The 14007-nt window shown below is 73.8% G+C and carries 10 protein-coding genes; 5 read left to right on the top strand and 5 right to left on the bottom strand.

Annotated features, from left to right (window positions below):
* The first annotated feature begins 239 nt into the window (after positions 1 to 239).
* From AB0Q96_RS15850 to AB0Q96_RS15840, 3 genes are all read left to right on the top strand, one after another.
* On the top strand, positions 240 to 1415 hold the full coding sequence (locus AB0Q96_RS15850) for a hypothetical protein (RefSeq protein WP_365325700.1): 1176 nt from the start codon (positions 240 to 242) through the stop codon (positions 1413 to 1415).
* Positions 1416 to 1525: 110 nt separating this feature from the next.
* Positions 1526 to 2146 (top strand): class F sortase, encoded by a 621-nt coding sequence (locus AB0Q96_RS15845; RefSeq protein WP_365325699.1) that lies wholly within the window; start codon positions 1526 to 1528, stop codon positions 2144 to 2146.
* Between the two features lie 34 nt (positions 2147 to 2180).
* Positions 2181 to 2828, top strand: a complete 648-nt coding sequence (locus tag AB0Q96_RS15840) for a PH domain-containing protein (protein WP_365325697.1) — start codon at positions 2181 to 2183, stop codon at positions 2826 to 2828.
* Positions 2829 to 2927: 99 nt separating this feature from the next.
* Here AB0Q96_RS15840 and AB0Q96_RS15835 read toward each other — a convergent pair whose 3' ends face one another.
* From AB0Q96_RS15835 to AB0Q96_RS15815, 5 genes are all read right to left on the bottom strand, one after another.
* Positions 2928 to 6257, bottom strand: a complete 3330-nt coding sequence (locus AB0Q96_RS15835; RefSeq protein WP_365325695.1) for a FlgD immunoglobulin-like domain containing protein — start codon at positions 6255 to 6257, stop codon at positions 2928 to 2930.
* 238 nt (positions 6258 to 6495) lie between these two features.
* The gene (locus tag AB0Q96_RS15830) at positions 6496 to 7611 is read right to left on the bottom strand and encodes a hypothetical protein (protein WP_365326052.1); all 1116 of its coding nucleotides are present in this window, start codon (positions 7609 to 7611) and stop codon (positions 6496 to 6498) included.
* 252 nt (positions 7612 to 7863) lie between these two features.
* Positions 7864 to 9519 (bottom strand): phospho-sugar mutase, encoded by a 1656-nt coding sequence (locus AB0Q96_RS15825; RefSeq protein ID WP_365325694.1) that lies wholly within the window; start codon positions 9517 to 9519, stop codon positions 7864 to 7866.
* A 134-nt stretch (positions 9520 to 9653) separates the two neighbouring features.
* A complete protein-coding gene (locus AB0Q96_RS15820) occupies positions 9654 to 10457 on the bottom strand; it encodes a purine-nucleoside phosphorylase (RefSeq protein ID WP_365325693.1) in 804 nt (267 codons plus the stop codon).
* 219 nt (positions 10458 to 10676) lie between these two features.
* Positions 10677 to 11114, bottom strand: a complete 438-nt coding sequence (locus AB0Q96_RS15815; RefSeq protein WP_046908459.1) for a gamma-glutamylcyclotransferase — start codon at positions 11112 to 11114, stop codon at positions 10677 to 10679.
* A gap of 251 nt (positions 11115 to 11365) precedes the next feature.
* Here AB0Q96_RS15815 and AB0Q96_RS15810 point away from each other — a divergent pair, with 251 nt between their 5' ends.
* Together AB0Q96_RS15810 and AB0Q96_RS15805 are read left to right on the top strand one after the other, a co-directional pair.
* Positions 11366 to 12805 carry an NAD(P)H-quinone dehydrogenase gene (locus tag AB0Q96_RS15810; protein WP_365325692.1) on the top strand — a complete coding sequence of 480 codons (1440 nt, stop codon included), beginning with the start codon at positions 11366 to 11368 and terminating at the stop codon, positions 12803 to 12805.
* A 222-nt stretch (positions 12806 to 13027) separates the two neighbouring features.
* The gene (locus AB0Q96_RS15805) at positions 13028 to 14005 is read left to right on the top strand and encodes a DeoR/GlpR family DNA-binding transcription regulator (RefSeq protein ID WP_365325690.1); all 978 of its coding nucleotides are present in this window, start codon (positions 13028 to 13030) and stop codon (positions 14003 to 14005) included.
* The last annotated feature ends 2 nt before the right edge of the window (positions 14006 to 14007 follow it).

Genomic DNA, 14007 nt, shown 5'->3' with positions numbered 1-14007 from the left:
CGCGTAGCGGCCTGTACAGGGGGCCGCTCGGACGAGCGTGCGAAAGCGCAGGTGGGTGCGGGGGAGGGGTGGGGCGGGTGAGGTCTGTCACATGCCTGTGACATGGAGCGGACAAGTCCAGAACCGCAGGTCAATAGCGTTTCTTCCGCAGCCAGCGAGAACTCAACGGACACCCGAACGAGACGTCAGCGGCATGCGGCTCTTCCCACCCGACCTGTTCTGACTTCACGGGAGTCGTTATGCGCACCGCCCTCCGCACCGCCGTCGCCACCGCCCTCCTCACGGGCCTGGCGATCACCCCGGCCCTCGCCGCCGGGACCGCCTTCGCCGCGGACGGCCCCGCGGCCACCGCGGAGAGCGGGACGCTCGTCCGGACCGAGACCCTCGCCGACGGCACCGTCGTCAAGATCTACAAGCTGGGCCCGGCGCGGTACCGCGCCGACAGCTCCGTGCGCGGCGAGTCGGTCGGCTCCGTGCACGCCGACGGGCGCCCGGGCGCGGGCAACAACAACGGCGCGTTCCTCGTCCTCTTCGAGGACGGCCGCACGCTCTCGTGGGCGGGCGACAACGCCTACAGCACCCCGCTCGGCCTGTACCGGCTGGCCGACGGCACCGTCCTGGAGCTCGGCAAGAACCCGAAGGACGGGCGCCTGGGCCTCCAGCTGATCGAGAACGGCAAGGGCCGCGGCTTCACCTACACCCACGACCCGGTCCGCACGGTGTGGACGTACGGGAAGGCCGTCGTCGTCCTCGGGACCGGCGGCGGCGAGTTCGCCGCGTACATCCCGGGTTCGGCCAAGCAGGCCGCCCCGGTCTACCTCGGCGCCACGACCGACCCGAAGCCCAACCCCACCCCGCCGCCGGCCGAGATCGTCAGCGGGCCGACCCTCACCTCGATCTGCACCATGACGGAGGACATCCGCTCCTCCTTCGGCAACGGCTGGCGCGTCACCCTCACCAACGACTCCACGAAGGGCCCCACGGCCGTCCTCAAGGACGCCAAGGGCAAGACCGTCGCCAAGGTCGACCGCGCGCACCCCCTCGACACCGTCAACGGCCTGAAGATCGAGCGCGGCGGCACCCTCACCCCGCGCTTCGGGCAGCGGACCCAGGGCGGCGACATGCCGTACCGCTGGAACGACTTCCCGAAGGTCCCCAAGGGCTGCGTGCAGCCGACCTCCGGGGCCAAGCCCACCCCCACCCCCGCGCCCACGCACGCGGCGGGCACGGGCACGGGCACCCAGGGGGGTCAGACCTCCGTCGTGCCCAAGGGCGGGGTCGCCGCCGGTGCCGAGATCGGCAGCGTCGAGCAGGCCAACGACACCGCGCTGCTCGCCTCCGGCGCCGGTGCCGCCGTGGTCGTCGCCGGGCTCGGCCTCACCGTCCTGCGCCGCCGCGCCATCACCCGCGGCTGACCCGGTCCGTACACCCCACTCCGTCCACCTCACCCCGTACACCCCACACCCCTCGGCGGGCCGCCCCTCCTCCTCGGCGGCCCGCCGCACCCCGCTCCCGGAGCACGCCCATGAACCGCCGCCCCCTCCTGCTGACCCTCGCCGTGGCCGCCGCCGCGCTCGCGGGCTGTGCCGCGCCCGCCGGGGCGCCCCAGGGGCCCGTCGTCCCGGCCCCGCGGGTCACCGCGACCGCCGCGCCCGCGCCGGCCGCGCAGCTCGCCACCGCTCCGATGCCCCGCTCCGAGCCCGTACGGGTACGGGTGCCCGCCGCCGGCGTCGACGCCGGGCCGCTGCTGAGCCTCGGCCTCAACCCGGACGGCACGGTCCAGGTGCCCTCGGTCGCCCAGGCCGACCGGATCGGCTGGTACGACAAGGGCGTCACGCCCGGCGAGACCGGCCCCGCCGTCCTGATCGGCCACTTCGACACCGCCGAGGGGCCCGCCGTGCTCCAGGACGTGGCGAGGATCCGCGTCGGCGACCGCATCACCGTCACCCGCGCCGACGGCACCGACGCCGTCTTCCGGGTGCGCGAGCTGGAGCAGGTCGACAAGCGGGCCTTCCCGACCCGGAAGGTGTACGGGGACACCCGGCGGCCCGAGCTTCGGCTGATCACCTGCGGCGGCGAGCTGGTCGACGGGCACCGCCCCGACAACATCGTCGTGTACGCCGATCTGCTCACCCGAGCCGCGTGAGCCGAACGGGGACCGCTGAGGCAGAATCGGCCCCATGACGACCCCCGAGCCGCCTGCCGAGCCCTCCTCCGAGCCCGCCCACGCCGACCGCGTCTTCCGGTCCTCCCTGGGCATCGCGGGCGGGGTCACCCTGCTCGTCCTCGCCGCGCTCCTCGGCGGCGACTCGCTGTTCCGCGGCGAGGGCCGCGTCCCGTGGATGGCGCTCGCCGGGCTGGTGCTGGTGGTCCCGCTGATCGTCGCCTTCACGATCCGGCCGGCCGTCTTCGCCAACGACGAGCGGCTGCGGATCCGCAACCCGTTCCGGACCATCGTGCTGCCCTGGGGCGCGGTCGCCGACATCCGCGCCAGCTACTCCAGCGAGGTCTTCACGCAGGACGGCGACAAGTACCAGCTGTGGGCCATCCCCGTCTCCCTGCGCCAGCGCAAGCGCGCCGCCCGCCAGGCCGCCCGCGCCTCCCAGGACGACCCGCACGGCCGCTCGTCGGTCACCGCCGACGTCACCGACTCCAAGGCGCGGGTCGCCCCCGCCGACCAGACCGTCGCCGACCTGCGCGAGCTGGCCGAGCGCCGCGGCGGGAGCCCCGAGGCGCAGGGCGAGCCGCAGGTCCGCTGGGCGTACGAGATCCTCGCGCCCGCGGCGGCCGGACTCGTGCTGCTCGTCGTGCTGTCCGTGACCGGCTGAGACCGCGTTCGGCGGATCCGTACACCCGAACGGCCGAGGGCCGGGTGCGCACCTCACGGTGCGCACCCGGCCCTCGGGTCTTTCCCACGGCCGCTGGGATCAGGGGCCGTAGTACCCGGCGACGTCGGCGAGGAGGTCGACGCTGCCGTTGCGGTTGTAGAAGGTGACCTTGCCGTCCTGGACGGGGACCACGACGAGGTTCGGGACCGTCTGTCCGGCGACCACGTTCAGGTTCGACGCGCTGGTGCGGGTCGTGCCGTACGGGTAGACGGAGACGAAGGTCGACGCCGTCGGGTTGGTGGCCGTGACGTTGAGGACGACGGCCGTGACGCCGGTGGCGGGGACGCCGCCCTTGCCCGCGACCGTCAGGGTGACCGTCTTGTCCGCGCCGACCTTCGCCTTGGCGACGCCGGTGCCGTTGCGGGTGTCCATCAGCCGGGCCGGGGTCACCGGCTCGTAGAGGGAGCCCGTGGTGCCGCTGGTGTAGTACCCGGCGACGTCGGCGAGGAGGTCGACGCTGCCGTTGCGGTTGTAGAAGGTGACCTTGCCGTCCTGGACGGGGACCACGACGAGGTTCGGGACCGTCTGTCCGGCGACCACGTTCAGGTTCGACGCGCTGGTGCGGGTCGTCCCGTACGGGTAGACGGAGACGAACGTCGACGCCGTCGGGTTCGTCGCCGTCACGTTGAGGACGACGGCGGTCACGCCCTCGGCGGGGACGCCGCCCCGGCCCGCGACCGTCAGGGAGACGGTCTTGTCCGCGCCGACCTTCGCCCTGGCGACGCCGGTGCCGTCGCGGGTGTCCATCAGGCGGGTCGGCGTCACCGGCTCGTACAGCGAGCCCTTGCCCGACAGCGTGTAGTACCCGGCGACGTCGGCCAGCAGGTCGAGCGAGCCGTTGCGGTTGTAGAAGGTGACCTTGCCGTCCTTGACGGGGACCACGACCAGGTTCGGGACGGTCCGGCCGGCGACCACGTTCAGGTTCGACGCGCTGGTGCGGGTCGTCCCGTACGGGTACGCCGAGACGAACGTCGACGCCGTGGCGTTGGTCGCCGTCACGTTGAGGACCACGGCCGAGACGCCCTTCGCGGGCACCCCGCCCCGGCCCGCGACCGTCAGGGTGACCGTCTTGCCCGCGCCGACCTTCGCCTTGGCGACACCGGTGCCGGAGCGGGTGTCCATCACGCGCGTCGGCGTCACCGGCTCGTACCGCCCGGTGGCCAGCGTGGACTGCCCGCGCACGAGCGCCACGTCGCCGGTCCGGGTGAGCGCCGGGCCCACGCCGTCCGCCGGGGCGGCCGTCAGGGTCCAGGCGTACAGGCCGTCCGGCAGCGCGTTCCCGGCCGTGTCCTTCCCGTCCCAGTCGGGCTTCACGAGGCCGCGGGTCTCGCCGCCCTCAAGGGTGCGCACGACCGTGCCGGCGCTGTCGCGGAGCTCCGTCCGCCAGGAGGCGGCGGGCTTGTTCAGCCACCACTTCGCGGCCCAGGTCGGCTTGGCCGCCCTGCGGTCCACGAGCGTGGTCTCCTCGGCGTCCAGGAGCCGCAGCGGCGAGGCCGGGACGCCGGTCGGCACGACGTGGATGGCCTGCTCGGCGTCCACGAGGCTCACGTGGCCGCCGAAGCGGTCGACCGTCCAGCCGTAGTCCGGCCGGGAGTCGGCCACGGTCCCGACCGCGCGGGTCGCGCCGCCGCCGCGCAGCGGGGTGACGGAGACCGTGCCGCCCTTCTCGTGGGCGAGGTAGCCGTCGCCGAGCAGGGCGTTGGTGTGCGCGGGCAGGGAGACGTTCGCGAGGGTGTCCAGGTTCTTCACGCCGGAGCTCGCCGCGCACTTCCAGTACGCGAAGGAGCCCACGACCTGGAGCCCGGTGAGGTCGCAGCCGGCCAGCTTCACCGGGGGGCGCTTCGTCGTACCGGTGCGCACGTCGACCGCGTCGACGGTGCCCGTGGCGGTCGACTCGGTCCACAGGGTGTCGCCGTCCAGCGCGGTCCGCCGGTCGCCCAGCGCGCGGCTGAACACCACCTTGTCGGCGTCGACGTCGAGCACCTGGCGCAGCACCGAAGGGCCCGTGTTCGCGCGCTGGAGGTACGAGATGTAGCGGCCCGAGACCTGGTACTCGCTGTTCCAGGCGGGGCTGGCCCGGGTCCACTGGCGCTCGTCCATGCCCTGGTCCTCGGAGACCGTGTACAGGTCGCCGGGGTACGCGAAGAAGACGAGCCGCCCGTCGCCGCTGGGCGTCACGGGGACGCACCCGGGCAGGCACATGCCCGGGACCGGGCTCTCGTGCTCGAATCCCCGGTCGGTCTTCGGGCCCGCGGCGAGCTCGCCGCTCAGGGTGAGGCTCCGGCTGGTCACCCGGCCGTACATGTCGTCGAGGCCGGAGTTCTCGGCGGCGTACAGCCGGCCCTGGGCGACGGCGAGCCGCCGGGTCTGGTCGATCCGGTCCGGGGTGGCGTACACCCGGGTGAGGACCGGCGCCGCCCCGCCCCCGGGGAAGGCGACCTTGTGGACCGCGGGCTGCTTGTCCGCGCCCGTGACCGTGGCGAGGACGCCGCCGTCCGGGGTGGCGGCGACCTCGGCCGCGTCGAAGGCCGGCCGGGGCTCGCCGCCCGCGATCGGGTACAGCGCGTACGGGTCGTCGCCGTCCTGGTGCTTCGTCGGCACCAGGAAGTCCTGGCCCACCAGGGCCGCGGGCGCCTCGGGCACCGCGGTCTCCGCGGTGGGCGCGGTGAGGCCGCCGGTCAGGTCCCAGACGCTCGCCCGCTTGGTGCCCGCGTCGTAGCTGACGGCGCGGGTCCCGTAGACGTCCGGCGCGTAGCCGGTGACGTTGTACGGGATCGAGGTGGGCCGCACGACCGGGTCGGCGAACGGGACCCAGCCGAGGCGCGTCGTGCCGTTCAGGGAGTAGGCCACGAAGAAGCCCTGCCCGTTGCCGCCCCGGCCGGCCCGGAGCGAGACGGTGGAGATCCAGGCCGAGCCCGCCGGGGCGAGCACCTTCACGTCCTTCTGGACGCCGTTCTCGACCGACAGGACGTGGATGGCCTTGTCCTCGCCGTTGGTGAGGACCCTGCCGCCCTGGACGCTCGCGACGTACTGCCGCTGCGGGATGGTCACGGTCCGCTCGGGGCCGCCGGGCCCGTCCTGGAGCACGACCCTGTCGTTGTACTGGCGCGCGATGATGTCGCCGCCGCCGCCCTGCAGGGCGTACGAGCGGTCGGCGGGGAAGCGGGTGGCCTTCCCGCCCGCGTACGGCACCCAGGCGAAGCCGGTGGAGTCCTCGTGGAGGAATCCGGTGGTCCCGGCGTAGCGCAGCTTGCCCGGGTTCGCGGAGTGCTCCGCCGGAATGGTCAGCGGTGCCTGTGCCGTGGGTGCCTCCGCCGCGACCGCCGTCCCCCCGGCGAGCGGTGCGAGCGAGGCGACGGCCGCCGTCACGGCGACCGCGGTCGCCGTCAGACGTCTGCCGCCGGCGGTCCCTCGGGACCGTCCTGATCGTGTGTCACGCAAAGTGTCCCCCCTCAGAGTCACTAGTGGTTCACGTGTCAACCTCCCGAGGTTAAAACCTCCTTCTCCGTTCGAACCCCAGGGCGATCGTCACAACCTCGTCCCTGTTCGTCACAGTTCTGTGACAGGCCCGCGCGGGGGCTCGCGGTGGCGCTCCGGGGCCCGTACCTCACGGCGGACCCGGCCACACCAGCAGCATGTAGCCCCCCAGCCACGCCGAGGACAGGGCCGCTCCCGTCAGCACCAGGACCGCCGCCGTGCGCCGCGCGCGGGCCAGCGCCAGGGCCACCGGCAGGAGCAGCGGGAAACCCGGCAGGAGGAAGCGGGCGCGCGGGAAATAGACACCGCCGCTCCCCAGGACGACCAGCAGCAGCACCCCCGAGAAGACCAGCAGCGGCAGCGGCTGCCGGTCCGCCACGCACAGCAGGAACAGGCCCGCCGACCCCACCAGGACCAGCGAGACCACCACCAGGAACAGCTGCGGATGACGGGAGTAGACCAGCAGCCCGCGCAGCTCCCGCAGGGTGCCCGCGCCGCCGTCCCACTCGTTCGTCCACAGCCGCTGCACCGCGAAGTACCCGTCCCAGCGGCCCAGCCGCACCCCGACCCAGGCCACGTAGCCGAGCCAGCCCAGCGGAGCCGCGAGGGCGGCCGGCAGCGCCCGGCGCTCACCGCCCCGGACCGAGAGCAGCGCCGCCGCCGACACCGCCGCCGCCACCGCGACCCCGGTCGGCCGGGTCAGCCCCGCCGCCACCGCGAGCCCCGCCGCCCAAGCCCAGCGGCCGGTCAGGACGGCGTACAGCGCCCAGGCCGCGAGCGCCGTGAACAGCGACTCGGTGTAGCCCATCCACTGCACCACCGCGACCGGCAGTGCCCCCCACAGCACCGCCAGGACCGTGCCCGCGCGGCGCCCGTGCAGCCGGTCGCCGACGGCGAACACCCCCCAGGCGGCGACCAGCGAGAACCCCCACGCCAGCAGCAGCCCGACGGAGGCGCGCGAGCCCGGGGTGACCCCCGCGACGGCCTTGATCAGCAGCGGGAACAGCGGGAAGAACGCCAGGTTGTTGTGGTTGGTACGGGTGCCGAGCTCGGCGTCGTAGCCGTGGTCGGCGATCCCCAGGTACCAGTGCGAATCCCAGGAGGTCGCCAGCGTCGGCCACACCCCGTGCCCCTTGAGGTGCGCCCAGCGGGCCAGCACCAGCAGGCCGAGCAGCCGCACGGCCAGGTAGCCGAGCAGCGCCGGGGCCGCGCGCCGCAGCAGACCGGGCAGCCGCCCGCCCGGCACGGGAGCCGGGCCGCGCGCGGCGGGGACGGTACGGCGGGGGCGGGGGCGGGAGCCCAGCTGGGACGGCAGGGGGGACACCGGGTCACCCTCGCCCCGGGCGCCCGGACCCGGAACAGGCGTTACGTCACCTGCCGTACCCGGTTCACCCGAAGGGGGAGTCACCGCGCGCTCCCCCCCGGGGGAACGCCGGAGGGCCCGTACGGAAACGATTCCGTACGGGCCCTCCCCATGCTGCCGCGAGGCGCCGGGCCGCTACAGGCCGGCGGCCTCCGCCAGGTCCTTCTTGATCGCGGCCAGCACGTCGGCGCCGGTCGCGCGGGCCGCCGCGAGACCGCTCGCGTCGGCGACCGGGACCACGACCTCCAGGTAGCACTTGATCTTCGGCTCGGTGCCGGACGGGCGGACGATCACCCGGGCCTTGTAGTCGCCCTCCAGGTGGTAGCGCAGACCGTCGGTCGGCGGCAGCGCCTCCGTGCCCTTCGTCAGGTCCTCCGCCGACACCACCGTCAGGCCCGCGAGGCGCACCGGCGGCTTCGCGCGCAGCGCCGCCATCGCGTCGGCGATGACGCTCAGGTCCTCCACGCGCACCGACAGCTGGTCCGTGGCGTGCAGCCCGTGGGCCACCGCCAGGTCGTCCAGCAGGTCGGTCAGCGTGCGGTCCCGCTCCTTGAGCTCCGAGGCCAGCTCGGCGACGAGCAGCGCCGCCGTGATGCCGTCCTTGTCGCGGACGCCCTCCGGGTCGACGCAGTAGCCCAGCGCCTCCTCGTACCCGTACCGCAGGCCCTCGACGCGGGCGATCCACTTGAAGCCGGTCAGCGTCTCCTCGTACCCGACGCCCGCCGCCTCCGCGATCCGGCCCAGCAGCGAGGACGACACGATCGACTCGGCGAACACGCCCGTGGCGCCCTTGTGCACCAGGTGCGCCGCGAGCAGCGAGCCCACCTCGTCGCCGCGCAGCATCCGCCAGCCGCCCTCGACGGACGCGTCCGGCACGGCCACCGCGCAGCGGTCGGCGTCCGGGTCGTTGGCGATCACGATGTCGGGGTCCACGGCCCGGGCCGCCTCGAAGGCGAGGTCCATGGCACCCGGCTCCTCCGGGTTGGGGAACGCGACCGTCGGGAACGCCGGGTCCGGCTCCGCCTGCGCCGCGACCAGCGCCGGCGGCGGGAAGCCGTGCCGGGCGAAGGCCGCCGTCAGGACGTCCTTGCCGACGCCGTGCATGGCCGTGTAGACGGTCCGCACGGTACGGGGGGAGCCGGGGGTCAGCACGGCGTCGGTACGCGCCAGGTACGCCTCCAGGACCTCGTCGCCGAGGGTCTCCCAGCCGTCCTCCGGACGGGGCACGTCGGCCAGCGCGCGCACCGCGTCGATCTCGGCGGCGATCTCCACGTCGGCGGGCGGCGTGATCTGCGAGCCGTCGCCCAGGTACACCTTGTAGCCGTTGTCGCGCGGCGGGTTGTGGCTCGCGGTCACCTCGACACCCGCGACGGCGCCCAGATGCCTTATCGCGTACGCCAGGACGGGCGTCGGCAGCGGGCGCGGCAGCAGCGCGGCGCGCAGCCCGGCGCCGGTCATCACGGCGGCCGTGTCGCGGGCGAAGTCGGCGGACTTGTACCGGGCGTCGTAGCCGACGACGACGAGGCCGCCGCTCTCCCCCTTCGCCTTGAGGTACGCGGCGAGTCCGGCGGCCGCGCGGATGACCACGGCGCGGTTCATCCGCATCGGGCCGGCGCCCAGCTCGCCGCGGAGGCCGGCGGTGCCGAACTGGAGCCGGCCGGCGAAGCGCTCGGTGAGCTCGTCGACGGCCCCGCGCTCCAGGAGGGCGCCGAGCTCCTCACGGGTCTCCGGGTCGGGGTCCTCGGCGAGCCACGCCTGGGCCCGGGCGAGGAGGTCGTCCTGCGTCGTCACGGTGGTGTGCCTTTCGGAGGTGTGCGGCGGGGCGGAGGGGCGGGCGGTTCCCTTCCCCACCCCGCCCCTTCCCGAACTCGGGCCGGCCTCCGGGGCGGGGCCCCGGTCCGGGAAGCGGCGGGTCGGGGACGAACTCAGATCCGGTCCAGGACCCGCGTCAGCAGCTCGCCCATGCGGGCGGCCGAGTCGCGCCCCGCCTGGAGTACTTCCTCGTGGTTCAGCGGCTCGCCCGAGAGGCCCGCGGCCAGGTTGGTGACCAGGGAGATGCCCAGGACCTCGGCGCCGGCCTCACGGGCCGCGATGGCCTCCAGGACGGTGGACATGCCGACCAGGTCGCCGCCCATGACGCGGACCATGTTGATCTCGGCCGGGGTCTCGTAGTGCGGGCCGGGGAACTGGACGTAGACGCCCTCCTCCAGCGTCTCGTCGACCTCCTTGCACAGCGCGCGCAGCCGCGGCGAGTACAGGTCGGTGAGGTCGACGAAGTTCGCGCCGACGATCGGCGAGGCGGCCGTCAGGTTGAGGTGGTCGCTGATCAGGACCGGCTGGCCGGGGCGCATGCCCTCGCGCAGACCGCCGCAGCCGTTGGTCAGGACGACGGTCTTGCAGCCCGCGGCGACGGCGGTGCGGACGCCGTGGACGACCGAGGCGACGCCGCGGCCCTCGTAGTAGTGGGTGCGGCCGAGGAAGACCAGGACGCGCTTCTCGCCGATCTTGTACGAGCGGACCTTGCCGCCGTGGCCCTCGACGGCCGGCGGCGGGAAGCCGGGCAGCTCGGTGACGGGGAACTCGGCCTCGGGGGCGCCCAGCGCGTCGACGGCCGGCGCCCAGCCGGAGCCCATGACCAGGACGACGTCGTGGTTCTCGACTCCGGTCAGCTCGCGAAGGCGCGTGGCAGCGGCCTCGGCGGCCTCGTACGGGGTGGCAGTTGCGTTCACTGGCTCTCTCGCCTCGGGGAGGGGGGTCCGAGGGGAGCCCCGGACGGATTTGCTACGCGCAGCAGCCTAGCCGGAGAATCCCTACGCGCGTAGATGACGTTGCGGACGGACCTGCGATCGTTGTCTTGTCGTTTCCGACGAACGTCTTTCGGCCCGCGCGCCCGCGAAGCTCCGAGGAACCGCCCCGCGGCGGCGCCGGGCGCCCCGCGCCGCCGGGCCTCAGCACGGGCGCTTGCGCAGCTCCATCACGTAGTCGTGCGGCGCGCCGGCCGACTCCGCCGCGTCGGCGACCTCGCCCAGGTAGCGGGCGGACGGCAGCCCGCCCTCGTACGCGTTGAGCACGTACACCCAGGCCGGCTCCTCGCCGTCCAGGGTGTGCACCCGCACCCGCATCCGCCGGTAGATGTCGAGGCCGACGCCCTCCCAGCGGTCCAGCGAGTCCTCGTCCATGGGCGCGATGTCGTACAGGGCGACGAAGACCTGAGAGCGCGGCGCCTCCACGATCGTGGCCAGCGCACCCTCCCAGCCCATCTGCTCCCCGCCGAAGGTCAGACGCCAGCCGTTCAGCCAGCCGGTGCCGCGCAGCGGCGAGTGCGGTGCGCGGCGCGTCATGAGCCGCGCGTCGAGGTTGCCGGCGTAGGCGGCGTAGAGCGACATGGGACCGAGGGTACGGGAGGGGGCGGGGTGGATGACGAAGTCCGTGGTAGGGGCCCTGCCCGGGTGGGCTTCCGGCGGCGCCAGGAGGTGCGCCGGGGGCGCGACGACCCGCCGGTACGCCCCCGGCGCGTGGCTCCCCGTCGCGTACGGGACAATGGGGTACGCACTTGAAGCGTGCGGGACAATGGCGTACGCACTGCAGCCCAGCGGGGGACCCCCCGGCAGAACGAGAGCGCGAGGCGTAGATCCCAGTGACCCGGATCGTGATCATCGGCGGCGGACCCGGCGGCTACGAGGCAGCTCTCGTGGGCGCCCAACTCGGCGCGGAGGTGACCGTCGTCGACTGCGACGGTCTCGGCGGCGCGTCGGTCCTCACCGACTGCGTCCCCTCCAAGACCCTGATCGCCACCGCGGAGGTGATGACGACCTTCGACTCCTCGTACGAGGAGCTGGGCATCATCGTCGCGGACGACACCCCGCACCTGGAGCAGGCGGCCCGGGTGGTCGGCGTCGACCTGGGGAAGGTCAACCGACGGGTGAAGCGCCTCGCGCTCGCCCAGTCGCACGACATCACCGCCTCCGTGACCCGGGCCGGCGCCCGGGTGCTGCGCGGTCGCGGCCGGCTCTCCGGCCGGCAGGCCATGGACGGCTCCCGCCAGGTGATCGTGACCGCCGCCGACGGCAGCGAGGAGACGATCACCGCCGACGCGGTCCTGATCGCCACCGGCGGCCACCCGCGCGAGCTGCCCGACGCCAAGCCGGACGGCGAGCGGATCCTGAACTGGACCCAGGTCTACGACCTCAAGGAGCTCCCCGAGGAGCTGATCGTGGTCGGCTCCGGCGTCACCGGCGCCGAGTTCGCCGGCGCCTACCAGGCGCTCGGCTCCCGGGTCACCCTGGTCTCCTCCCGCGACCGCGTGCTGCCGGGCGAGGACCCCGACGCCGCCGCCGTCCTGGAGGACGTGTTCCGCCGCCGCGGCATGAACGTCATGGCCCGCTCCCGCGCGGAGTCCGCCAAGCGGGTCGGCGACCGCGTCGAGGTCACCCTCTCGGACGGCCGGGTCATCTCCGGCACGCACTGCCTCATGGCCGTCGGCGCCATCCCGAACTCGGCCGGAATGGGCCTGGAGGAGGCCGGCGTCCGGCTCAAGGACTCCGGCCACATCTGGACCGACAAGGTCTCCCGCACCTCCGCCCCCGGCGTGTACGCGGCCGGCGACGTCACCGGCGTCTTCGCGCTCGCCTCGGTCGCCGCCATGCAGGGCCGCATCGCCATGTACCACTTCCTGGGCGACGCGGTGGCCCCGCTCAACCTGAAGACGGTCTCCTCGAACGTCTTCACCGACCCGGAGATCGCCACCGTCGGCTACACCCAGGCCGACGTGGACGCGGGCAAGATCGACGCCCGGGCCGTCAAGCTGCCGCTGCTGCGCAACCCCCGCGCGAAGATGCAGGGCATCCGGGACGGCTTCGTCAAGATCTTCTGCCGTCCGGGCACCGGCATCGTGGTCGGCGGCTGTGTCGTCGCGCCCCGTGCGAGCGAGCTGATCCACCCGATCTCGATCGCGGTCGACAACAATCTGACCGTCGAACAGATCGCAAATGCTTTCACCGTGTACCCCTCCCTGTCGGGCTCGATCGCGGAAGTGGCACGGCAGTTGCACACCCGAAAGACGGCGGGCGAGGCGTAACACCCCCTCGCCGGTCCGCTCCGGCACGCTCCGGCACCGCTCCCGCCTGCGGGAACGGTTCGCCGAGTCGGACAACCCCCGGCAAGGCGGGGCATAGCCCAGACATAAAGCTGATCAACGGCGGGGCCTCCCATACCACTTGGAGGCCCCGCTTGTGTGCATCTTCTGCAATTCGGCGCATACTGCTGAAAAGTATCGGCCGCTCACGTTACTGTCAGTTTCGTGTTCGCTGCAGAACGTCGCCAGTTGATCCTCGAAATGGTGCGGGCCAATGGAGCCGTGTCGCTCCGTGAGCTCGCCCGCGTCGTCCAGACCTCAGAAGTGACCGTACGGCGAGACGTGCGGGCATTGGAGGCAGAAGGACTCCTCGACCGCCGCCACGGCGGTGCGGTGCTGCCGGGCGGATTCACGCGCGAATCCGGCTTCCCGCAGAAATCCCATCTCGCGACCGCCGAGAAGACCGCCATCGCCGACATGGCGGCGAGCCTCGTCGACGAGGGCGAGGCCATCGTCGTCGGAGCGGGAACCACCACCCAGGAGCTGGCCCGCCGGCTCGCCCGGGTGCCCGGGCTCACCGTCGTCACCAACTCGCTGCTCGTCGCCCAGGCCCTCGCCCACGCCAACCGGGTGGAGGTCGTCATGACCGGCGGCACCCTGCGCGGCTCCAACTACGCGCTCGTGGGCAGCGGGGCCGAGCAGTCGCTCCAGGGGCTGCGGGTCTCCCGCGCCTTCCTGTCCGGAAGCGGGCTGACCGCCGAGCGCGGCCTGTCCACCTCCAACATGCTCTCCGCGAGCGTGGACCGGGCGCTGGTGCAGGCGGCGGCGGAGGTGGTGGTCCTCGCCGACCACACCAAGCTGGGCACCGACACCATGTTCCAGACGGTGCCGACCGACGTGATCACCCGCCTGGTCACCGACGAGCCCCCCGCCCACGACGAGCGGGCCGCCACCGAGCTCCAGGCCCTGGCCGACCAGGGCGTGCAGATCGCGGTGGCCGGCACGGGCGCGGCGCACGGGGGCGACCAGCACCCCCCGGGCGGTCGCCCGCGCCGTGACGTCCCGCTCCCGGGGCAGCGCGGCCGGGTGCCGGCGGGGCAGTTCCGGGGCGGTCCCGGTGGCCCGGGCGGTCCCGGCGGTCTCGGGGGCGAGGTGCTCGCGCCGGAACGGCCGGTGCGGGTCGCGGACCTGCGGCGGCGCTGAGC

The organism is Streptomyces sp. NPDC093111 (assembly GCF_040683955.1).
Classification (GTDB): domain Bacteria; phylum Actinomycetota; class Actinomycetes; order Streptomycetales; family Streptomycetaceae; genus Streptomyces.
Note: the sequence above shows the minus strand (reverse complement) of the source record. Positions and strands in the feature narration are given on the sequence as shown.